The sequence below is a fragment of the Spongiactinospora sp. TRM90649 genome (assembly GCF_029382225.1).
GTDB lineage: Bacteria > Actinomycetota > Actinomycetes > Streptosporangiales > Streptosporangiaceae > Spongiactinospora.
Genome location: NZ_JARLTC010000012.1, coordinates 122299 through 143605, shown reverse-complemented (window position 1 = coordinate 143605; position 21307 = coordinate 122299). Strand labels below are relative to the sequence as shown.

At 72.8% G+C, this 21307-nt stretch carries 23 protein-coding genes and 1 pseudogene; 17 read left to right on the top strand and 7 right to left on the bottom strand.

Annotated elements, in window-relative coordinates:
* Positions 1–5: 5 nt before the first annotated feature.
* Both P3X83_RS16995 and P3X83_RS16990 read left to right on the top strand, forming a co-directional pair.
* Positions 6–971 (top strand): sulfate ABC transporter ATP-binding protein, encoded by a 966-nt coding sequence (locus P3X83_RS16995; RefSeq protein ID WP_277306062.1) that lies wholly within the window; start codon positions 6–8, stop codon positions 969–971.
* Between the two features lie 37 nt (positions 972–1008).
* Entirely contained in the window at positions 1009–1407 is a 399-nt protein-coding gene (locus tag P3X83_RS16990) for an Rrf2 family transcriptional regulator (RefSeq protein WP_277306061.1), read from the top strand.
* 49 nt (positions 1408–1456) lie between these two features.
* On the opposite strand, the gene P3X83_RS16985 is transcribed toward P3X83_RS16990, so the two are convergent.
* Together P3X83_RS16985 and P3X83_RS16980 are read right to left on the bottom strand one after the other, a co-directional pair.
* The gene (locus tag P3X83_RS16985; protein ID WP_277306060.1) at positions 1457–3580 is read right to left on the bottom strand and encodes a transporter substrate-binding domain-containing protein; all 2124 of its coding nucleotides are present in this window, start codon (positions 3578–3580) and stop codon (positions 1457–1459) included.
* A 634-nt stretch (positions 3581–4214) separates the two neighbouring features.
* On the bottom strand, positions 4215–5045 hold the full coding sequence (locus tag P3X83_RS16980) for a TauD/TfdA family dioxygenase (protein WP_277306059.1): 831 nt from the start codon (positions 5043–5045) through the stop codon (positions 4215–4217).
* A 546-nt stretch (positions 5046–5591) separates the two neighbouring features.
* On the opposite strand from P3X83_RS16980, the gene P3X83_RS16975 reads away from it, so the two are divergent.
* The 11 genes and pseudogenes from P3X83_RS16975 to P3X83_RS16925 all read left to right on the top strand — a co-directional run bounded on the left by P3X83_RS16975 (position 5592) and on the right by P3X83_RS16925 (position 14576).
* Entirely contained in the window at positions 5592–7892 is a 2301-nt protein-coding gene (locus P3X83_RS16975) for a transglycosylase domain-containing protein (protein WP_277306058.1), read from the top strand.
* Between the two features lie 20 nt (positions 7893–7912).
* Positions 7913–8374: pseudogene (locus tag P3X83_RS16970) on the top strand (hypothetical protein).
* A gap of 57 nt (positions 8375–8431) precedes the next feature.
* A complete protein-coding gene (locus P3X83_RS16965) occupies positions 8432–9145 on the top strand; it encodes an ABC transporter ATP-binding protein (protein WP_277306057.1) in 714 nt (237 codons plus the stop codon).
* Positions 9142–9831 carry an ABC transporter permease gene (locus P3X83_RS16960; RefSeq protein WP_277306056.1) on the top strand — a complete coding sequence of 230 codons (690 nt, stop codon included), beginning with the start codon at positions 9142–9144 and terminating at the stop codon, positions 9829–9831. The genes P3X83_RS16965 and P3X83_RS16960 overlap by 4 nt, the downstream gene beginning before the upstream one ends.
* Positions 9832–9835: 4 nt before the next feature.
* Complete coding sequence (locus P3X83_RS16955; RefSeq protein ID WP_277306055.1) at positions 9836–10957, top strand: sensor histidine kinase; 1122 nt, start codon at positions 9836–9838, stop codon at positions 10955–10957.
* Positions 10957–11553: a response regulator transcription factor gene (locus P3X83_RS16950; protein ID WP_277306054.1), complete on the top strand. Its 597-nt coding sequence runs from the start codon at positions 10957–10959 to the stop codon at positions 11551–11553. The genes P3X83_RS16955 and P3X83_RS16950 overlap by 1 nt, the downstream gene beginning before the upstream one ends.
* Before the next feature lie 92 nt (positions 11554–11645).
* Positions 11646–12053, top strand: coding sequence for a VOC family protein (locus P3X83_RS16945; protein ID WP_277306053.1), 408 nt, complete (start codon positions 11646–11648; stop codon positions 12051–12053).
* The gene (locus tag P3X83_RS16940) at positions 12053–12406 is read left to right on the top strand and encodes a YciI family protein (protein WP_277306052.1); all 354 of its coding nucleotides are present in this window, start codon (positions 12053–12055) and stop codon (positions 12404–12406) included. The genes P3X83_RS16945 and P3X83_RS16940 overlap by 1 nt, the downstream gene beginning before the upstream one ends.
* Before the next feature lie 2 nt (positions 12407–12408).
* Positions 12409–13629 carry a sigma-70 family RNA polymerase sigma factor gene (locus P3X83_RS16935; protein WP_277306051.1) on the top strand — a complete coding sequence of 407 codons (1221 nt, stop codon included), beginning with the start codon at positions 12409–12411 and terminating at the stop codon, positions 13627–13629.
* Positions 13630–13683: 54 nt separating this feature from the next.
* Entirely contained in the window at positions 13684–14205 is a 522-nt protein-coding gene (locus P3X83_RS16930; RefSeq protein WP_277306050.1) for a hypothetical protein, read from the top strand.
* A 14-nt stretch (positions 14206–14219) separates the two neighbouring features.
* Positions 14220–14576: a TraR/DksA C4-type zinc finger protein gene (locus P3X83_RS16925; RefSeq protein ID WP_277306049.1), complete on the top strand. Its 357-nt coding sequence runs from the start codon at positions 14220–14222 to the stop codon at positions 14574–14576.
* Between the two features lie 86 nt (positions 14577–14662).
* Here P3X83_RS16925 and P3X83_RS16920 read toward each other — a convergent pair whose 3' ends face one another.
* A complete protein-coding gene (locus P3X83_RS16920; RefSeq protein ID WP_277306048.1) occupies positions 14663–14998 on the bottom strand; it encodes a hypothetical protein in 336 nt (111 codons plus the stop codon).
* A gap of 11 nt (positions 14999–15009) precedes the next feature.
* Between P3X83_RS16920 and P3X83_RS16915 the strand changes: the two genes are divergently transcribed.
* A complete protein-coding gene (locus tag P3X83_RS16915; protein ID WP_277306047.1) occupies positions 15010–15354 on the top strand; it encodes a hypothetical protein in 345 nt (114 codons plus the stop codon).
* 15 nt (positions 15355–15369) lie between these two features.
* Here the strand turns inward: P3X83_RS16915 and P3X83_RS16910 are convergent, their stop codons facing one another.
* Positions 15370–16023, bottom strand: a complete 654-nt coding sequence (locus P3X83_RS16910) for a response regulator transcription factor (RefSeq protein ID WP_277306046.1) — start codon at positions 16021–16023, stop codon at positions 15370–15372.
* Here P3X83_RS16910 and P3X83_RS16905 point away from each other — a divergent pair.
* On the top strand, positions 16022–16261 hold the full coding sequence (locus P3X83_RS16905) for a hypothetical protein (protein WP_277306045.1): 240 nt from the start codon (positions 16022–16024) through the stop codon (positions 16259–16261). The two genes, P3X83_RS16910 and P3X83_RS16905, sit on opposite strands and share 2 nt — an antisense overlap.
* Here the strand turns inward: P3X83_RS16905 and P3X83_RS16900 are convergent.
* The gene (locus P3X83_RS16900; protein WP_277306044.1) at positions 16237–16830 is read right to left on the bottom strand and encodes an amino acid permease; all 594 of its coding nucleotides are present in this window, start codon (positions 16828–16830) and stop codon (positions 16237–16239) included. The two genes, P3X83_RS16905 and P3X83_RS16900, sit on opposite strands and share 25 nt — an antisense overlap.
* A 48-nt stretch (positions 16831–16878) precedes the next feature.
* On the opposite strand from P3X83_RS16900, the gene P3X83_RS16895 reads away from it, so the two are divergent.
* Positions 16879–18609 carry a phosphatidylglycerol lysyltransferase domain-containing protein gene (locus P3X83_RS16895; RefSeq protein ID WP_277306043.1) on the top strand — a complete coding sequence of 577 codons (1731 nt, stop codon included), beginning with the start codon at positions 16879–16881 and terminating at the stop codon, positions 18607–18609.
* Here P3X83_RS16895 and P3X83_RS16890 read toward each other — a convergent pair.
* Both P3X83_RS16890 and P3X83_RS16885 read right to left on the bottom strand, forming a co-directional pair.
* Entirely contained in the window at positions 18581–19174 is a 594-nt protein-coding gene (locus P3X83_RS16890; protein ID WP_277306042.1) for an ABATE domain-containing protein, read from the bottom strand. The two genes, P3X83_RS16895 and P3X83_RS16890, sit on opposite strands and share 29 nt — an antisense overlap.
* Before the next feature lie 19 nt (positions 19175–19193).
* Complete coding sequence (locus P3X83_RS16885) at positions 19194–20156, bottom strand: helix-turn-helix domain-containing protein (RefSeq protein ID WP_277306041.1); 963 nt, start codon at positions 20154–20156, stop codon at positions 19194–19196.
* 128 nt (positions 20157–20284) lie between these two features.
* Between P3X83_RS16885 and P3X83_RS16880 the strand changes: the two genes are divergently transcribed.
* Positions 20285–21292, top strand: a complete 1008-nt coding sequence (locus P3X83_RS16880) for a hypothetical protein (RefSeq protein ID WP_277306040.1) — start codon at positions 20285–20287, stop codon at positions 21290–21292.
* Positions 21293–21307: the final 15 nt, after the last annotated feature.

The window sequence follows — 21307 nt, the reverse complement described above, 5'->3', positions numbered from 1 at the left end:
CGCTCATGGCCATCGAAGTACGCAACGTCTCCAAGGCGTTCGGGGTGACCCCCGTGCTGAACGACGTCTCCATCGATGTGTCCGCCGGTTCGCTCACGGCCCTGCTGGGGCCCAGCGGCGGCGGCAAGTCGACGCTCCTGCGGGTCATCGCGGGCCTGGAGAGCCCGGACTCCGGCACCGTGGTGATCTCGGGGGTGGACGCCACGGCGCTGCCGCCGCAACGGCGTGACGTGGGGTTCGTCTTCCAGCACTACGCCGCGTTCAAGCACATGACCGTGTTCAAGAACGTGGCCTTCGGGCTGGAGATCCGCAAGCGTCCCAAGGACGAGATCCGGCGGCGGGTGCGCGAGCTGCTCGAACTGGTGCACCTGGAGAGCTTCGCCGACCGCTTTCCGGCGCAGCTCTCCGGCGGTCAGCGGCAGCGCATGGCACTGGCCAGGGCGCTGGCCGTGGAGCCCAAGGTGCTGCTGCTGGACGAGCCGTTCGGCGCGCTGGACGCCCAGGTCCGCAAGGAGCTGCGGTCCTGGCTGCGGCGGCTGCACGACGAGGTGCACGTGACCACGGTGTTCGTCACCCACGACCAGGAGGAGGCGATCGAGGTGGCGGACACGATCGTGGTGCTCGCCGACGGCCGGGTCAAACAGGTCGGCAGCCCGGCCGAGGTCTACGACAACCCGGCCGACACGTTCGTGATGCGCTTCCTCGGCCCGGTCACCGAGCTGGGCGGCCAGCTCGTCCGGCCGCACGACATCGAGATCGCGACCGCGCCGGAGGAGGGCAGCGTGCCCGCCACCGTCTCGCGGATCCTGCGGCTGGGCTTCGAGGTCCGGGTGGAGCTTCAGGTGGACGGCCAGGAGGTGTGGGCCCAGGCCACCCGGAGCGTCGTCGAAGGACTGGAGCTCCGGTCCGGGCAGACGGTGCACGTGCGGCCCGGCCCGGCCGCCCGGCCGCTCGCGCTGAGCGTGTCGTGACCGGCCGCCGACGGGAGCCGAGCGGGTCCGTGGTCTGATGCGGATCTCCGCGCGCACGCATTACGCCCTGCGCGCCGCCGTCGCGCTGGCGGCGGCGCGGCAGGAACCGGTGACCTGCGCGAAGCTCGCCGCCGCCCAGGACATCCCGCGCCGTTTCTGCGAGAACATCCTGCAGCAGCTCCGCAGGGCCGGGCTGGTCACCGGGCAGCGCGGGCCGGACGGCGGCTACTGGCTGGCCCGGCCGCCCGAGAAGATCACTCTCGCGGACGTGGTGCAGGTGACCGAGGGCGGCGAACCGGAGATCGAGCGTTTCCCCGGCGTCGCCGCCCCGCTGGCCGACATCTGGACGGAGATGCGCGAGCACCGGAACGCGCTGCTCTCCGAGGTCACCCTGGCCGACGTGGTCACCTCTGCCGCCGGACCGCCTTCCGTCTGACCAGCCCGCGACGGCCCGGTCAGGCGGACGGCCCGGTCAGGCGGCCCGGTCAGGGGATGGACGGCACGCTGGAGATGAACGTCCCTGCCTCGCTCTTCAGGTTCTTGTCCAGGATCGCCTGCCATGTCTTGTCGGCGATCATCTGCTTCAGCACGGTGTTGATCCGCTCCGCGTCGCCGACGTTGTTCCTGGCCAGGCCGATGCCGTACTCCTCGACGGAGAACGGCTTGCGGAGCAGCCGGAGCTCGCCCGGATGCTTGGCGATGTATCCGGCCAGGATGGAGTTGTCGGTGGAGACCGCGTCCACCCGACCCGCGCGGAGTTCTTCGACGCACACGCCGTATCCGTGCTGCCGGGTCATGTGCTCGGGAGTATCCCACTCGGCCCCGAAGTGGTCGATCACCCGTTGGGTCGACGTCGATCCCTTGACGCCGCACACCTTCTTGTCCTTCAGGTCGTCGATGTCGTCGATGCTGGGGTCGGACGCGCGGACCAGGATGTCCTGGCCCGCGACGAGGTAGGGGCCGGCGAATGTGATCTTGTCGCGGCGCGGTTCGTTCATCGAGTAACTGGCGATCACCATGTCGACCTGGCCGCGCTGGAGCAGCGTCTCCCGGCTGCTGGAGGTCACGTCGTGGAACTCGACCTCGGCGTTCAGCCGCCGGGCGATCTCGCGCGCCAGGTCCGGATCGATGCCCCGCCGGTCGTCGGGGTTGTTGTTCACCATCTCCCCGATGGCGGGCTGGTCGATCTTCACTCCGATCTTGAGGACCGGCTTGCCGGTCAGTGGACCGTTCCCGATGTCGGCCCGGCTGGGCGCCGGGGTCGTGATCGGGGTGGCCGGGGTGCCGGACTGGCGGAGCACGCTGCGGGAGGGGTCGAGGGTCAGCTCGCAGCGGGGCGGGGCGGCGGGCTGCGCGGGGGTGGAAGGCTTCCAGCGCAGCGTGACCACCAGCCGGGCGGCGCCGGTGATCCCCAGCCGGAGGTCGTTGACGGCGACGTCCTTTCGCCCGGTTTCGGAGTGCGCGACCGACCCCGGTCCGTTCGCACCGACCACCTGATAGGTGAGCCAGGCATGGTAGCTGCAGTTCTGCAGCTCCTGGGCGGGCGTGAAGCCGAGGCGCAGTCGCATGTCCAGGATCCAGTCGCGCCGTTCGGACAGGGGCAGGGGGATGGACAGCGGCTGGTCGGCGGTGATGGTGTACGGCGGGCCGCTGAGCGTCAGCGCCTGCGACGGTGAGCGGGTGGCGGCCATCCATCCCGTGCCCGTCCCGGCGATGAACACCGCCGCCGCACCGGCCAGGACGGCCAGCGTGCGCCGCCGCCGCACCCGCCTGTGCCTTGCCGAGCGCGACGGCGCGTGCTGCGCGGCCGGCCTGGATCCCACGGCGCCCACTCCGGCGGGGGAATCGGGGTCCTGCTCGGCGGGCGGGACGAGGACCTCCACGACCGCCGTCCCCGGATCGGCCGATCCCGAGGCCGATGCCGCCACCGATCCCGGACCCGGACCCGATCCCGGACCCGATCCCGGACCCGGACCCGGACCCGATCCCGGACCTGAGCCCGGCGTGGCGTACCCGTCCGGCCCGGCCCGTTCGCCGCCCGCCGTCAGGCCGTCCGGCCGCTGCTCCAGTGCCGACATCGCCGCGATGCGCTGCCAGGCCGCCCGCCACCGCCTGCTCTCGGCCGGGGGCAGCCCGCACGCGGCGGCGAACGCCTCGACCAGTTCCCGCTCCAGCCGCCCCCGGCCCTTCAGCGCCGCGTTGAGCGTGGCGTGCGGCAGCCTGCGCCGCTGGTCGGCGGCGCGCTGTTCGAGCGTGTTGAAGGTCAGCCCGACCATGTGCCGCAGGTGTTCCATCCGCTGGCACAGCTCGGCGAAGGTGCGCGCGGTCGCGGGGTCGGGAAGGGGGCCGAGCGGGGTGCGCCTGCGCCGCCACACCTGCCAGCCGGACCGCTGCGCGGCCTGTTCCCAGCGCTCGCGCCAGTCGGCCGGTTCTTGCCCGCAGGCGTCCAGGTAGACGCTGGTGATCTCCCAGGACAGCAGCTCGGTGCCGCCGGTCAGTTGCCGGATCGTCTCGGGCAGCAGCCCGGTGCGCTCGGCCAGTGTCTCGTTGCCGGTCTTCTGCTCCTTCGCGCGGGCCAGCTCACGCGGGAAGGACTCTAACTCGCCCACGAGCGTGGTCTCACGCCGTGACGGAACGCGCCCCGGCCGCACCGGGGACGATAGTGGTGGTGGAACGCAGTGTCATGGGAGCCTTCCTCCCTCGCACGTCCCGTTTCGAGGGACGGCGGGATCGCTTCGTGGCCCGGACACCACACATGCTTCCGGAATACTCGCCGGATGACCACAGTTGTCGCAATCTCGGTCACTCCTGGTTACACCGAACCGCCTCGCGCAGGTCGGAGACCTGCGTCCCGGGCGGTCCTTTTCGCCTCACGCGCACCGAATTCCGGTGCGACCGTATCCAACACGTCCTGTCCGGGATCCGTGACCGGGACGCGCGCCCCATTGGGCCGACGTCCGGGCCGATCCCGGATACGTGCCGGTGGAATCGCTTGACCAGCATGGACGAACATCGTGGTGAGCGTTGTTCGTGCCCGTCTCGCGACGCCGCCGGATTTCAGGTGTACTTGTTACGGCGCGGAAGGAACTGTTGTCGTCCGTGACATGGTTTCCTCCCTCCCTTCCCTTCTCGCGCGGAGAGTCGTTCGTTGGCCCGGACGGAGGTCTCGCTGATCGGGGAAGATCGGGGGTCTTCCATCCGTGATGGAAGACCCCCGTGTATCGGGATCGATCGGCCGCCGGATCAGGGCGGGACGGCCGGCAGTGGCGGCCCGCCCGCCGTGGTGGTCCTGTGCAGGATCCGCGCGACGCCCGGGCGCAGTTCCCCGGCCCGGTGCATCACCCGGCAGTTGTCCCAGATCACGACGTCACCCGGCCGCCACGGATGCCGGTAGAGGAACTCCCCGGCGGTGGCGTGGGCGTGCAGGCCGTCCACGGAGACGCCCTCCACGGGCGTCCCGCGCTCGGACTCCACGCCCGTCAGGCACAGCTCACTGAGATAGAGGGCGGCGGCCCCCGACTCCTCGTGCAGGCGCACCACGGGGTGGCGGACCGGCGGGAACCGGACGGCGTAGTCCGGCTGGACGGGAGCGCGGTGGCTCTCGGCGCGCAGGTGGGCGAGCCGGTCGTAGGAGTGCACGCCCAGCGCGCCGCGTAGCGCCGTCCGCCACGGCGCGGGCATCCGCCGGCAGGCGGCGACCATGTCGGCGAAGACCGTCTCGGTGCCCGATGGCGGGACGGTCCGTCCGAACAGGACGGTGTAGTGGGTGGGCTCCGGCAGGAACGAGCGGTCGGAGTGCCACCACTGGTTCCCCACGATCGGAGTCCTGCCCGAGTTGTCCACCACCATGACGTCGGTGCTGTCCGGGTGGTGGTTGCGCATGTCCGAGGCCGGCTCCAGCGGCCCGAGCAGGCGGGTGAAGGCCGCCTGCGCGAGGGCCGGAAGGTCCTGCTCGCGGAGGACCACGACGGCGTGCGCCAGCAGCGCCTCCCGCACGTCTTCGACGACCTCGGTCACGGGTTCCCGGGAGGTGATCTCGGCGACGAACCCGTCCTGGATCGTGGTTGTTCCCACAGGCGTCTCCCTTCGGCTGACGATCCCGGCCGTCTGGACGAACCCGGATGGCCACGGACGGCCGGTACCACCGACGATCGTCCAAGGGAGCCAGGGCGGGGAAGCCGAACGGAGTTATCCGTACAACCCCGGACGCCTCCCGGCCGCCCGCCGTACCCGTTCGGCCAGGATCGCGACCACAACGGCGATCAGCGGCACGGCCACCACCGGGGAGGAAGACCGCTTCCACCAGCGGGGCGGCGGGCCTTGCGACGATGGCGGGGATGATCTTGGTGCGGCGCGACTCCGGCGAGGGGCGGCGCCGTTCCCGCGATCCGATACCTGCGGCGCATCCGGAGACGGTCACCGTCCGGAGCCGTGGCCGCCGAGAGGACCAGTGCCACAGTGCGGGCCGCGAGGGGAATGGGGAGAAAGAACGGCACGAAGTCCATGGTGCTGGTGATCGTAGGGCAGTATGGAGACCTGGGGTGATATCCATTCGGGTATCGGTGTGTGATTAATACCAATATTAGACAATACGCAGGTCAATGTGCTCTTATGGCCGGTATGTCCAGCTCGTCGCCCCGTACCCGCCTGTCCAGCATCGCCCGCCTCGCCACCGCCGCCACCGCCGCCGGGCTGGTGACCGCCGCGCTCGTGTTGCCCGGGGTGGGCGGCTCGGGGACCGCCGTGGTCGCGGTGGCCGACGCGCTGAACCTCCGGCCCGAGGCGCTGGCCGAGCCCCCGCTCCCCGAGAAGACCACGGTCTACGACCGCGACGGCAAGCGGATCGCGCAGTTCTACGCGCAGGACCGCCGGGCCGTCCCGCTGGAGAGCGTCTCCGAGGTGATGCGTACGGCCATCGTCGCGATCGAGGACTACCGCTTCTACGACCACGGCGCGATCGACGTCGAGGGCACCGCCCGCGCCGTGGTCAAGAACTTCGCCTCAGGGGGCATCGGCCAGGGCGGCTCGTCGATCACGCAGCAGTACGTCAAGCAGGTGCTGCTCAACTCGGCGCGGACCGATGAGGAGAAGAACGCGGCGGTGGAGGCCAGCTACGCGCGCAAGCTCAGGGAGCTGCGGCACGCGATGGCGGTCGAGCAGAAGTACACCAAAGATCAGATTCTTGAGAAATATCTGAACATCGCATACTTCGGTGCCGGAGCCAATGGCGTGGAGGCCGCCGCCAAGCGCTTCTTCGGCGTCTCGGCCGCCAAGCTCGACCTGGCCCAGGCCGCCACGCTGGCCGGTGCCGTCCAGGACCCGAACCGGACCTCGCCCGACCGCGGGGCGAAGGCGAAGCGGCTGCTGCTCGAACGCCGCAACGTGGTGCTCGACCGGATGGCGGAGCTGGGCCGGATCACCCGCGCGCAGGCGGCGGAGGCCAAGGCCCGCAAGCTCGGCTACAAGGGTGTCCGGCAGCCCAACGGCTGCCAGGAGAGCCGCTATCCGTACTTCTGCGAGTACGTGCGCCACGAGCTGCTGTCCGACCCCGCCTTCGGCCGCACGCGGGACACGCGGGAGCGGACCTTCGGGCTGGGCGGGCTCCAGGTCCGCACCACGCTCGACGCCAAGGCGCAGCGGGCGGCGGAGGCGGCGATCAAGAAGCACGTCGCGGCCTCGGACCGCGCGCTGGCCGCCGAGGCGCTGGTCCAGCCGGGTACGGGCGAGATCAGGGCGATCGCGGCCAGCCGTCCCTACGGCTCGGCGCGGAACCACATCTCCTACAACCCCGTCGCCGACTCCAAGCACGGCGGGCTGAGCGGCTTCCAGCCGGGCTCGACGTACAAGACGTTCACCCTGATCACCGCGCTCAAGCAGGGCATGCGGATCGACGACGGCATCACCGCCGGGGCCGGGTACACCGCGTCCGGGAGCGCCGCCTTCCGCAACTGCGCGGGCGAGAACGTGGGCGACCCGTCCTGGACGGTCACCAACGACGAGGGCTCGCCCGGCTTCAAGACGCTGGCCACCGGCACCTGGGGCTCGGTCAACACCTTCTTCATGGCCTTGCAGGAGCGGGTCGGCCTGTGCGAGACGGCCGAGACCGCCAGGTCACTGGGCGTCAAGCGGGCCGACGGCGCCGCCCTGCACGAGTACGAGACGTTCACGCTCGGCATCAACGAGAGCGACCCGGTGACCATGGCCACCGCCTACGCGGCCATCGCCGCGCGCGGCACCTACTGCGAGCCCATGGCGATCACCTCGATCACCGGCCGCGACGGCAAGAAGACCAACTACCGGCCGCGCTGCGAACGGGCGCTGGACCCGGGGGTGGCCGACGCGACCGCGCACATCCTGTCCGGGGTGTTCACCAACGGCACCGCGCGCGGCCTGTCCATCGGCCGCCCGGCGGCCGGGAAGACCGGCACCACCGACGGATACGCCACCGCCTGGTTCGCCGGGTTCACCCCCGACCTGGCAGGTGCCGTCGCCATCGGCGACCCGCGCGGCGCGCAGCGGCACAAGCTCACCGGCGTAACCATCGGCGGGCGGTACTACGGCGCGGTCCAGGGCGCGTCGCTGCCCGGCCCGATCTGGCAGGCGACCATGACGGCCGCGCTGAGCGGCGTCGCGGCCACGCCGTTCACGCCGGTGGACACGGCCCGCTTCGGCGGCTGCACCAAGGACTGCGCCCCCGAACCCCGGGACACCGAAGAGGACCGCGACCGGGACAACGGGAACGACCGCGGTCCCGGCAACCGCGACGACCGGGACAACAGGGGCGACCGAGACAACGGAAACAACGGGAACGGCAACGGGAACGACCGCCGCGACCGGGACGGCCGTGGTGACCGTGGTGACCGTGGTGACCAGGGCGACCGGGACGACTCCCCATGGGGCCGCCAGAACCTGGACGGATGACCCGCTGCCAGGATGTGAGCATGGCACGCACATTCGATGACCTGGTGGCGGAGGCGGCCGCCGCGCCCGTCGCGGGATGGGACTTCTCCTGGCTCGACGGCCGGGCGAGCGAACAGCACCCCTCGTAGGGCTACCAGCGCCTGATGAGCGACCGCCTCGCCGGGGCCGCCGCCGCGCTGGACGTGCAGACCGGCGGCGGCGAGGTGTCGGCGGGCGCGGCGCGGCTGCCCGCGGCGATGGCGGCCACCGAGTCCTGGCCGCCGAACGTGGCCAAGGCCACCCGGCTGCTGGAGTTCGCGGACGTCGGCGCGGACGTCTACTTCCTGCGCAAGGTGATCTAAATCGTGCCGGGATTCACCGCCGAGGGGTACGCCGACCGGCTGCGCGACCTCCACGAGCTGATCCAGCGGAACGGCCCGTTCGTCGCGCACTCCGCCAGGGTCCTGTTCGAGGCGCGGAAGCCGCATCCTCCGAACGGGTGATGCCGGGCGACGCGACGGGTGATGCCGCGCCGATCTTCGCGGCGCGAGCCTTGAGGCATGGAAGCCATCGAGGTGACAGACCTCCGCAAGACCTACGGGGACACGCACGCCGTGGACGGGGTGACGTTCACGGTCCGGGCCGGGGAGACCTTCGGCATCGTCGGTCACAACGGCGCGGGCAAGACCACCACCGTGGAGTGCCTGATCGGGCTCAAGCGCCCCGACGGCGGCACCGTGCGGGTGCTCGGGCATGACCCGCACCGCGGACGGCGGGCGCTGGCCCAGCGCGTCGGGTCCCAGTTGCAGGAGAGCGCGCTGCCCGAGCGGCTCAAGGTCGCCGAGGCGCTGCGCATGTTCGCCGCCTTCTACCGCGAGGCGGCCGACTGGCGCGAGGTGATGGACCGCTGGGGCCTGCGCCCGCTGGCCGCGAAGGCGTACGGCGACCTCTCCGGCGGCCAGAAGCAGCGGCTGATGCTCGCGCTCGCCCTGGTCGGCGACCCCGAGGTGGTCGTGCTCGACGAGCTGACCACCGGCCTGGACCCGATCGCGCGCCGCGAGACGTGGCGGCTGGTCGGCGACCTGAAGACGGCGGGCACCACCGTCGTCCTGGTCAGCCACTACTTCGACGAGACCGAGGCGCTCTGCGACCGGGTCGCCGTCCTCGCGGGGGGCCGGGTGCGGGACATCGGCGCCCCGGCCGAGATCGCCGCCCGCGCCGGCACCGCCTCGCTGGAAGAGGCGTACTTCGCCATCGTGGGAGGCGACCGATGAAGGCGTTCGCCGCTCTCACGGCCACCGAGCTGAGGCTGCTGTTCCGCGACCCCGCCTCGCTGTTCTTCATGATGGCCTTCCCCCTCATGCTGCTGGTGCTCAAACGCGGCGACGGCGACGCCGTCCCCGGCTACATCGCGATGATCGTGGCCATCGGCGGGATGGGCGCGCTGCCCGGCATCGTGGCCTCCTACCGCGAGCGCAAGGTGCTCAAGCGGCTGGCCACGACGCCGATCTCGCCGATCCTGCTGTTCGGCGCGCAACTGGTGGCGCAGGTCGTGGCCGGGTTCGCCGGGTCGGTGCTGCTGGTGGTCGCGGCGGTCACATTGTTCGGCACTCCGGCTCCCAGGGACCTGCCCATGCTGGCGGCCGCCTTCCTGCTCTGCACGGTGATGGTCTGCGCGCTCGGGTTCGTGGTGGCCGCCGTCGTGCGGAACACCAGGGGGGCGAGCCTGGTCGGCATGCTGGTGATGTTTCCGATGATCTTCCTGGCGGGCGCGGCCGTGCCCAGGCGGGCGCTGCCCGAGCCGTTGCGGCGGATCGGCGACTTCCTGCCGCTGACGCCGGGCGTGGAGGCCCTGAGCGGCGCGTGGTCCGGTGCCGCCGCGCTCTTCCCTCTGGTGCTCCTCGCCGGGATCATTGTGGTGGCCACGGCGGTCGCCGCCGCGCTGTTCCGATGGGAGTGAGCACGTGAACGTCTGGGAGGCGCGCTGGTTGCGGGCCTTCCACCTGCTCTACTACGCCTGCCTGGCGCTCGGGCTGATCCTCTCGTTCGGCGAGGGCGCCGCGCCCTCGCCGTCCACTCTCGCGCTGCTGGCCCTGATGGCGGCCTGGCACGGCCTGTTCGTGGTGCGGCGGGCGGACCTGCTCGGGCGTCTCAACCCGATGGTCTTCCACCTGGCCGTGATCTGCGTGCTCTACGTGGCGCTGGTGGCGGGTGACCGGTCCTTCGACGTGGTGATCTTCGGGCTGATGCCGCAGCCGTACCTGATGCTGCGGGCCCCCTGGTCGTACGCGGGAGCGGTGGCGACGGTGCTGTGCACGTTCGCGGCCAGGGGTCATCTGGACCGGCCCGACGTGGTGTGGCAGCTCATCGGCAGCTCCGGCCTGGTGGTGGCGATCGGGCTGTTCGTGGACTACGTCTCCCGGCAGAGCGCGCAGAACCGGACGGTCGGGGTGCTGGAGGAGCGGGCCCGGCTGGCCAGGGAGATCCACGACACCATCGCGCAGGGGCTCAGCGGGATCATCACCCAGCTTGAGGCGGCCGAGCAGGCGATGCCCAAGACTCCCGAAGACCCCGGCGAACCGGACGCGCCCGATCTGGCCGCCGTGCGCAGGCGGATCGCGCTGGCCAAGGAACTGGCGCGGGACAACCTGACCGAGGCGCGGCGCTCCGTGGACGCGCTGCGGCCCGGCCCACTCGCCGACGCGCGGCTCGACGCCGCGCTCGCCGAGGTGGCGGCGCGCTGGTCACGGACCTCCGGGGGGACGGTGACCGTGTCGGTGGAGGGCACGCCCCGGCCGCTGCCCGGCGATGCGGGCACGACGCTGCTCCGTGCGGCGCAGGAGGGCCTGTCGAACGCGGCCAAGCACGCTCGGGCGGGCAGGGTCGCGATCACGCTGACGTACATGGACGATGAGGTGACGCTCGACGTGTTCGACGACGGCGAGGGCTTCGACCCGGCCGCGCCCGGCCCCGGCTACGGCCTGGCCGCCATGCGGGAACGGGCGGGCGGCGTGGGCGGCACGCTGACCGTCGAGTCCGCGCCGGGAGAGGGGACGGCACTGTGCCTGCGCATCCCCTCAAACTGATGATCGTCGATGACCACCCGGTGGTCCGCGACGGCCTGCGCGGAATGTTCGACCACGTGCCCGGCATCGAGGTGGTCGCCGAGGCGTCCGACGGCTTCGAGGCGCTGGCCATGGCCCGCCGGGCAAGCCCGGACGTGGTGCTGATGGACCTGCGGATGCCCGGCCTGGACGGCGTCGGCGCCATCGAACGCCTCCGCGTGGACCACCCGGAGATCAAGGTGATCGTGCTGACCACCTACGACACCGACGCCGACGTCACCCGCGCGATGGCCGCCGGGGTCGCCGGGTACCTGCTCAAGGACGCGCCGAGGGAGGAACTGCACCGCGCGGTCCGCACGGCCGCCGCCGGCGGGGCGGTGCTGGCCCCGTCGGTGGCCTCCGCCCTCATCGGCCGCCCTCCCGCGCAGGACCCGAGCCCGCGCGAGCTGGAGGTGCTGCGCCTGGTCGCGCGGGGGTCGGCCAACAAGGAGATCGCCAGGACGCTGCTGATCAGCGAGACGACGGTGAAGACCCACCTGAAGCACGTCTTCGCCAAACTCGGCGTGGACACCAGGGCGGCGGCCGTCGTCGTGGCCATGGAACGCGGACTCATCTGAGATTCTCAGGGACGAGGTGTCCAGAAGCGGCCGGTACCGTTCGTTCTCTTCGTGAAGACGGGCCAAGAGCCCCCTGAGACGGAGGAACGACCATGAGCGAGCACGACGGGCCGCGTGTCACCGGAGTCCACACGGTGGGGGTGCCGGTCACCGACCAGGACCGGGCGGTCGGCTTCTACACCGGCACGCTGGGCATGGAGAAGCGGGCGGACGCGCCGCTGCCGGGGTTCGGCGGACGCTGGATCGAGGTGGCGCCGCGAGGGGCGGCGGTGACGATCGCCCTGGTTCCCGCGCGGGAGAGCGTCCCGGCCGGGGTCGAGACGGGGATCCGGCTGACCACGGCCGACGCGGGGGCGCTGCACGCCGTACTGACCGGGGGCGGCGTGGACGCCGGCGAGGTGCTGCGCTGGGACGGCGTCCCGGCCATGTTCGAGTTCCGCGACCCCGACGGCAACACGCTGGAGATCGTCGAGACCGCAGCCGAGACCGGGAGGATCTGATGCCGCTCTACATCGCGCTCACCTATACCCAGGAGGTGGACTGGTCGGGGCCGGAGTACGCCGACGGCCTGCGTGAGTACGCCGCCTTCGAGGAGGCTCACGCCGCGATCCTGCGCGGCGGGCACGCGCTGTATCCGACGGCGACCGCCACGACCGTGCGGGTCCCCGACGGCAAAGGCGGCGACCCCATCCTCAGCGACGGGCCGTACGCCGAGACGAAGGAGGCGCTGACCGGCTACTTCCTGCTGGAGTGCGCCGACCTCGACGAGGCGCTCGCGGTCGCCGCGAAGATCCCCGCCGCCTGGTACGGCACGATCGAGGTACGGCCGCTGCACCCCACGCTCGGCGGCTGAGCGTGGGCGCGGGCGAGGCGGCCGAGCGGCTGGTGCGCGAGGAGGGCACCCGCGTGCTGGCCACGCTGATCCGCGTCACCGGCGACATCGACCTGGCCCAGGACGCCGTGCAGGACGCCGTCGTGCGGGCGCTGGAGCGCTGGCCGCGCGACGGCGTGCCGCCGAACCCGCGCGCCTGGCTCACCGTCACCGCCAAGCGCCGCGCCATCGACCTGCTGCGGCGGGAGTCGGGCCGCACCGGCAAGGAGGTCCAGGCGACCATGTCCCTGGATGTGGAGCCCGAGCCCGCCGAGGTGGTCCGCGACGACCTGCTGCGGCTGATGTTCACCTGCTGCCATCCGGCCCTGTCACCGGAGACCCGGGTCGCGCTGGCGCTGCGCACCCTCGGCGGGCTGTCCACCGCCGACATCGCCCGCGCCCTGCTGGTGCCGGAGGCCACCATGGCCAAGCGGCTCACCCGCGCCAAGCAGAAGATCCTCCGCGCCCGGATCCCGTACCGGGTGCCGGGCGCGGAGGAACTGCCCGCCCGCCTGGCGGGCGTTGCCGCGACCATCTACCTGATCTACAACGAGGGGTACACGGCGGGGCCGGGGGCCGACCTGCTCAGGGTGGCGCTGAGCGAGGAGGCGATCCGGCTGGCCCGCCGGCTCGCCGAGCTGATGCCGGACGAGGCCGCCGCGCTGGGTCTGCTGGCGCTGCTCTCGCTGCACGACGCCCGCCGTCCGGCCCGCCTGGACGCTGAGGGCCGGGTGGTGCCCCTGGCAGACCAGGACCGGTCGCTGTGGGACGCCGCGCGGATCAGGGAGGGGGTCACCCTGGCCGGGGCGGCGCTGCGCCGCGCCCCACGGCGGCCCGACGCCTACGCCGTGCAGGCCGCCATCGCGGCCTGTCACGCGCTGGCCCCCTCCTACGCCGACACCGACTGGGACGCGGTCGTCTCCTGGTACGACGTGCTGCTCACCGTGCACGACACCCCGGTCACCCGGCTCAACCGCGCCGCCGCCGTGGCCGAACGGGACGGCCCGCGGGCCGCGCTCGCCCTGGTCGAGGCGATCGACGGCCTCGACGGCTACCCGTGGTGGCACGCCTCTCGCGCCGAGCTGCTGCACCGCCTCGGCCGCCCGGAGCCGGCGGCCGAGGCGCTCCACCAGGCCATCGCCACCGGCCTGAACGAGCCGCTCGCCGAGCATCTGCGCCGCCGCCTGGATGACCCTGCGGATTGACCGGCGGTTGCCGGCGGCGGCGACCTGGGCCTCTGGGACGCGACGACCGGCGCGGTGCTGCCCGCGCCGCCGGACTTCCCCCGGCGCGAGAGCGAGGCCCTGGCCCTCGCGGGCGACGAGCTCGTCGCGATCGACGCGAACGGGCTCGTCTGGACGTGGAACCGGCGGACCGGGCGGACGACCCGCGCCCAGATCGGCGGCTGCCCGGACGGCAGCGGTCCGCTCGTCGCCGAGGCCGCCTTCGACCCGCTGGGCAGGACCGTGGCGGTCTCCGACTCGTGCGGCCAGACGGCGTTGTGGGATGTCACGTCGGGACGGCACCTCATCACGTTCCCGGGGGCACAGGACGACCCGGGGCTCATGGCGAACGGCCGGCGCACCCTCGCCTTCACCCCAGACGGCGGCACGCTGCGCCGGGGCGGCACATCGTGGGACGTCCGCCCGCTGGCCGCCGTCGCCGCCCCGGACACGGCGATCGCCGCCATCTGCGCGGCCGTGCGCCGTGACCTGAACACCGCCGAACGCGCCGCGTATCTCACCGGCCAGGCCCCCTCCCCGACCTGCCCGACCTCCTGACATAGCCTGAAGGCGTGACGGAGGAGGAGGGGGCCGTACGCGAGCGGCTCGAAGCCGATCGGCGGGCGACCACGGCCCGGATCGCCACGCTGCGCGGTGACCGAGACGAGATCGTGGCCTCGGCGTCCTCGTCGGCCGACGACGAACACGACCCGGAGGGCACCTCCACCGCCTTCGAGCGAGCGCATCTGCAGGCCCTTCTCGACCAGGCGCTCGCCCACCTGGCCGAGCTCGACCGCGCCGAAGAGCGGCTGCGTGACGGCACCTACGGGGTGTGCGCCTCCTGCGGGCGGCGGATCGCCGGCGAGCGGCTGTCGATCCTGCCCGCCACCACGACCTGCGTCGCGTGCGCGTCGAAACGGCGGCGCTGAGCCGTCCGGTCCGGGGTCACCAGCGGACCGGGACCGTGCGCAGGCCGCCGACCGCCAGCGCAGCTCCGCCGCGCTCGCCTCGGCGGTCAGATCGACGGGTTGCCCGTCCCCGCCGGCCCTCGCGCCGCCGGTCGCAGGGCGGCCAGCAGCCACGGGTCCTTGCCCGGCAGCGTCAGCACGTCCGGCAGCCACCCGGCCACCCGGAGCGCCAGGCGCAGGTTGAACAGCGCCGCGCCGCAGCTCACGTGCAACGACCGGCCGCGGGGGTCGCCGACCCGCAGCCTGCGGTCGGGGTCGCCCCACAGGGTGAGGTACGTCCTTCGTGCCGAACCGCCACGGCTGGGTGTTGTGCACCGAGGGGCCTGACCGGCGGCGACGAACAGCCGCCTGACTCCCGCCCCGGTGGTCAGCGAAGATCGCACGGCACACCTCCTTGATCTCGCCACCAACGCTGCCGGAGACGGTCCGGACGCGGACAGGGCGGACGATCCACCGCGAGGGTGCCGAAGGTCCCGGACCGGGCAGGGCCTGTGGCGCGGGAGCGCCGAACCGCCGGGACCTTGGTCCCCCGGGGGCGGGGCTGCTCGGGCTGTGCGAGCGGCCGGGGTTCGACGGCGAGGCCGTGGCGCGGCTGGAGGCGGGCGCGGCGACGTGGTCGCGTGTCGATCCGCTGGCCTGGCGGGTCGAGCGGCGCGACGGGATGTGGGTCTACGACGCCACCGCGACGATCGACGACCTGCCGCGGGCCCGCGCCGGCGGCGAGCCGCCCGGCCGGTGACCGGGCGGGCGGCGGTCACTTGCGGCGGTCGCCCTTTGGGTCGGCGGCCATCCGGGCGGCCAGCGCGGCGGCCTGGGTGCGGCGCTGCATGCCGAGCTTGCTGAGCAGGCTGGAGACGTAGTTCTTGACCGTCTTCTCCGCCAGGAACAGCCGCTCGCCGATCTGCCGGTTGGTCAGCCCCTCGCCGATGAGGTCGAGGATGTGCCGCTCCTGCTCGCTGAGCGCGGCCAGCGGGTCGCGGCGGGCGGCCTGCTCGCGCAGGCGGGTGAGCATGGCGGCGGTGGTGGCCGGGTCGAGCAGCGACTGCCCGGCGGCGACCGTGCGGACCGCGCCGACCAGGTCGGAGCCGTGGATCTGCTTCAGGACGTATCCGGCCGCCCCGGCCATGACGGCGTCGAAGAGGGCGTCGTCGTCGGCGTAGGAGGTGAGCATCAGGCAGGCGAGGCCGGGCAGCCGGGAGCGGACCTCGCGGCAGACGTCGACGCCGTTGCCGTCGGGCAGCCGCACGTCGAGGACGGCGACGTCGGGCTTGAGCGCCGGTATCCGGGCGATGGCGGACTCGGCGGTGCCGGCTTCGCCGATGATCTCGATGTCGTCCTCCGACCCGAGCAGCGCGGCCACGCCACGGCGGACTACTTCGTGATCGTCTACGAGGAACACGCGAATCATGCCTCTGACGCTATCCTCTCCACGGCGTGACCCGGTAGGGACCATGGTCCCCGGTCAGGACGACGGGCCGCTCGCCGTACCGGCGGGCTCCGGATCCGGCTGGCCGCGCCGCACGGCTCCGAGGGTGACCACCGCCCCGGTGGCGTTGATCGTCCGCGCGGTGTGCATGGACCGGCGCGCGGCGGCCGAGGTCTCGCTCCGCAGCAGCCCGGTTCAGTGGCGGACCATGCCGATCTGAGAGAACGTGAAGGAGGTGAAGACGCCGAGGATGTACAGGTGGATCAGATGGGTCACAGACGCCCGGAAGGCCCACAGCAGCAGTTCGGCGGCGGCGGCCAGGGCGATCACGCCGTTGGAGAAGACCAGCCGGTCGCCGCGCGTGTAGAGCTGGCGGGGCAGGTAGTGGTGCCTGGCGAGCACGGAGGCGAGCAGCGGGAAGCCGTTGAAGGCGGTGTTCACGGCCAGGATCAGGATCAGCGCGGTCGCCGCCTGCGTCAGGTAGAAGCCGAAGCTGTGGGAACCGCCCAGGACGGCGGCGGCCAACTGGGCGATCACCGTCCGCTGCGGCGCGGTGGTGCAGTGCTCGGGGCCGGCGAACTGGCACGGGTCGGCCGCCAGGTGAACGTCCGAGATCAGCGCCAGCGCGGTGATCCCGGCGAACATCACGATCGCGCAGAGGCCCATCAGCGCGAGGGTGGTCGCGGCGTTGCGCGACTTGGGCGGGCGGAACGCGGGCACGCCGTTGGAGATGGCCTCCACTCCGGTCAGCGCGGTGCAGCCGGCTTGACGGAAGGTTTGCCCGTGCACGGCCCCCGCGCAACCAGCGGCGATCCGGGTAAAGGGCGGTCATCCCACATGCCGCCGCGGATCACCGCACCCTACCGCGCCACGGTGAGCGAGCGGTCGTGGGCGCGGACGCTGGCGGGGACGTCGGCGTTCGTGATCGGCGTGCTCGACATCGTGCGCGCCGTGCATCCGGCCTTCGCCCGCACGCGGCTGGCCGGGATCACCGATGTGCTGCCGGGCGGGGCCGTGGCGATCGCGGGCGCGGCGTCGCTGATCGTGGGGGTGCTGCTGGTCATGCTCGCGCACGGGCTCCGGCGCGGGAAGGCGCGGGCCTGGCGGCTGATCATGGTGCTGCTGCCGGTGAGCGCGGTGGCCGGGGTGCTGCACGGCGGGCACCCGCTCACCGTGGCGCTCACCCTCGGGCTGTTCGTCGTGCTGCTGGCCGCCCGGAGCGAGTTCCGGGCCCTCTCCGACCCGCGTACCCGCTGGCGCGCCCTGTGGGTCTTCCTGGCCATGGCGACGGTCGCCGTGGCCGTCGGCTACCTGATGGTGAGCGCGTACGCGGTCGCCGCGCCCCCCGCCGACCGGCTCGCGCAGGTGCTGCTCGGCCTGGCCGGTCTGCCCGGTCCGGTCACGTTCATCGGGCCGCGCGCGGACGACCTGGTCACCTACTCCCTGGCCGGGCTCGGTGCGCTCACCGCCGTGACCACCCTCTATCTGGTTTTGCGCCCGGAACGCCCGATCGCCGCGCTCACTCCCGACGAGGAGCGGGCCGTCCGGTGCCTGCTCGACCGCGAGGGGGCGCGCGACTCGCTGGGCTACTTCGCGCTGCGCCGGGACAAGAGCGTGATCTTCTCCCCGACCGGGAAGGCCGCGATCGCCTACCGGGTGGTGGGCGGGGTGATGCTGGCCAGCGGCGACCCCATCGGCGACGTCGAGGCGTGGCCGGGGGCGATCAGGGAGTTCACCGCGAAGGCCGGACGGCACGCCTGGGTGCCCGCCGTGATCGGCTGCAGCGAGGAGGGCGGCACGATCTGGAGCCGGGAGACCGGCCTGCGCGCGCTGGAGATGGGCGACGAGGCCGTGGTGGAGGTGGCCGGTTTCCACCTCGAAGGCAGAGCCATGCGCAACGTCCGGCAGATGGTCCACCGCACCGAGCGCGCCGGCTACACCTGCGAGGTGAGGTGGGCCGCCGACATCGGCGCGCCCGAGTGGGAACACCTCCGCCACGCCGCGCGGGCCTGGCGTGGCACCGCGCGGGAGCGCGGCTTCTCCATGGCCCTCGGCCGGATGGGCGACCCCGCCGATTCCGGATGCGTCCTCGCCACCGCCCGGGGCCCCGACGGCGAGGCCGAAGACGGATCCCGGCCGGCGGCGATGCTGCACTTCGTCCCGTGGGGCGCGCACGGCCTGTCGCTCGACCTGATGCGGCGCGAACGGGGCGGCGCCCCCGGGCTCAACGAACTGCTGATCGTGAAGGTGCTCCAGGCGGCCCCGGCGCTCGGAGTGTCCGCCGTCTCGCTGAACTTCGCGATATTCCGGTCGGCGCTGGCCAGAGGGGAGCGGCTGGGCGCGGGGCCGATCCGGCGCGCGTGGCGGGCTGTACTGATCTTCCTGTCCCGGTGGCTCCAGATCGAGTCGCTCTACCGGTTCAACTCGAAGTTCCAGCCGCGCTGGGAGCCCAGGTTCCTGATCTACCCGGCGACCCGCGACCTGCCCAGGATCGGGCTGGCCGCCCTGCGGGCCGAGGCGTTCATCGGCGGACCTCGCCTCAGGCCCGGCGGGCGCGGTAGGCGCTGACCTTCTGCCGGTTGCCGCAGCGCTCCATCGAGCACCAGCGCCGCCTGCCGGGGCGCGAGGTGTCGAGGAACAGCAGCAGGCAGTCGGAGGCCGCGCATTCGCGGATCCGGTCCCTGTGGGGGCCGGTGAGCATGTCGATGGCGTCGGCCGCGGCGGCCCCGAGGATCTGTGCGCCGGTCACCGGCCCCGCCCAGGCGCGGCTCCCGGTGGCCGGGTCGATACGCGGCCGGGGGAACGCGGTCGCGCCTTCGTTGACCACGTCAAGCGCCTCGGCGGCGGGCCGCTCGCCGTGCGCCATGGCCTGGGCGACGGTCAGCATCGTGTCGCGGAACCGCCGGATCGCGGCCAGCTCGGAGTGGTCGATGCGCAGGTCGTCGAGCGGGGCGACGGCGGCGAGCCGGGAGTCGGCCAGCCAGCGGGCCAGGTCGTCGGGGGTGTGCAGGATCTCGTGGCGCGCGAACTTCCCGGGGCCGCCGGTGAGCAGCAGCTCCAGGCAGAAGCTTCCCGGGTCGAAGGCGAACCGCTGCCCGTCGTGACCCGTCAGGACCCGTGTTCTCGACGGCATGTAACCACCTTATCCGGTGTCATTCGCGCGGTTCCACGGCGGCGGCCCGGAACCTGGACGGCGAGACGCCCGCCCAGGTCACGAATGCCTGCCGCAGGGACTCGGCGGAGGCGAATCCGCACCGCCGGGCGATCCCGGCGACCGGTTCGCGGGTCGAGGTGAGCAGCCGGGAGGCCGCCCGCAGCCGCGCGTCGCGGACCACGCGCGTGGGCGTACGGCCGACGTGCTCGGCGAACAGCCTGCTCAGATGGCGTTCGCTGACCCCGGCGAACGCGGCCAGCCGGGCCACGCCGAGATCCTCTGCCAGGTGCCCGGCCACGTGATCGATGACCTTCCGCACCAGCAGCCGGTCGGCGTGCGGGATCGCGGTGAACAGGCTCACCTGCGCCTCGTCTCCGGGCCGTTGCAGGTAGGCGACCGTGCCCATGGCCACCCGGCGGGCGATCTCGGCCCCGTGGTCCTCCTCGATGAAGGACAGCGTGAGGTCCAGCGCCGCCGTCACCCCGCCGGAGGTCGAGACCGGGCCGTCCCTGACGAAGACGGGCGCGGGATCGACGCGCACGCGCGGGTATCGCGTGGCGAGCTGGTCCGCCTCGAACCAGTGGGTGGTGGCCCGGCGGCCGTCGAGCAGCCCGGCCTCGGCGAGCACGGTGGCCCCGGTGCACACCGAGGCGACCCGGCGTGCCAGCGCCGCCAGCCGTCGCACCTGGCCGACGAGCCGGGGGTTGGCGGCGGCGGCCTCGTGTCCCTGCCCGCCGGAGACCACCAGGGTGTCGATCGGGCCGCGCACGGCGTCGATCCGGTCCTGCCCGGACAGTTCGAGGCCGGAGTCGCAGCGGACGGGACGTCCCATCGGCGTCGCGAACAGCGTCCGGTAGGCCGGGTCGGCGCCCATCCGGTTGGCGTAGTCGAAGCCGGTCGTCACGCAGGCCACGTCCACCAGCTCGATGCCGTCGAAGCCGACGATCACGATCAGCCGCATGCCTCCACCGTAAGGCCGGGCCGGACGGACCATCGGCAACCGCGCGACACGGCCAGGAATCCCAGCGAATCGGACGAGCCGCCCGCCGTACCGGCCGGTTGGCCGTCCGCCAGGCCGATGCTTCCGCCATGGACTCCGCCGCGCGCCCCGCGCGGCTCCGCACGACCGGAGAGGCACCGATGCACGACACGATCACCTGGCCGGACCTGCGAGGATGGCATCGGCCGCTGCTGGTGGTGGCGGCCGTGACCGCGCCGTTCGTGCTGGTCTCGCTGGCCGGTGTGCTGCTCGACGGGCGCGTCCTGGTCGGCGCGCCGATCTGGGCCAAGCCGTTCAAGTTCGCGGTCTCGATCGTGATCTACGCCCTCACCTGGTCCTGGCTCATCGCCTACCTGCCGCGCCACCGGCTGGTCCGCTGGGCCGCGGCGATCATCGCCGCCGCGCTGCTGATCGAGTACGTGGTGATCGTCGGCCAGGTGGTGCGGGGCCGCCAGAGCCACTTCAACGTCGCCACCCCGCTCGACGCCGTCCTGTGGGGCGTGATGGGCACGTCGATCGCCGTGCTCTGGCTCGCCAACCTGGTGGTCGCGGTCTTCCTGGTGCGGGTGCGCATCGGCGGGCGTCCGCTCACCTGGGCGGTGCGCGCCGGGACGGTGATCTCGCTGTTCGGCATCGGGATGGCGTTCATGATGACCAGGCCCACGACGGCCCAGAGCGGCTCGATGCGCGGCGGAGACTTCGGTGGCCTCATCGGCGCGCACAGCGTGGGCGTCGTGGACGGCGGGCCGATCATGCCGGTCACCGGCTGGAGCACCACGGGCGGCGACCTGCGGATCACCCACTTCATCGGCATCCACGCCCTCCAGGCGCTGCCCCTGGTGGCCGTGCTGCTCGCGCACCTGGCCCGGCGGCTGCCCGTCCTGGGCGACGAGGTGGTGCGGACCCGGCTGGTGCTCGTCGCCTCGGCCGGATACGCCGCCCTCACCCTCCTGACGCTGTGGCAGGCGCTGCGCGGCCTGCCGCTGCTGAGCCCCGACGGCGTCACCCTCTGGACCGCCGCCGCGATCGCCGGGCTGACGCTCGCCGGCACGGTGACGGTGATCGGCGCGGGCCGCGCCCGCCGCGCGGCCCGCTGATCCCGCCCCCGGGGG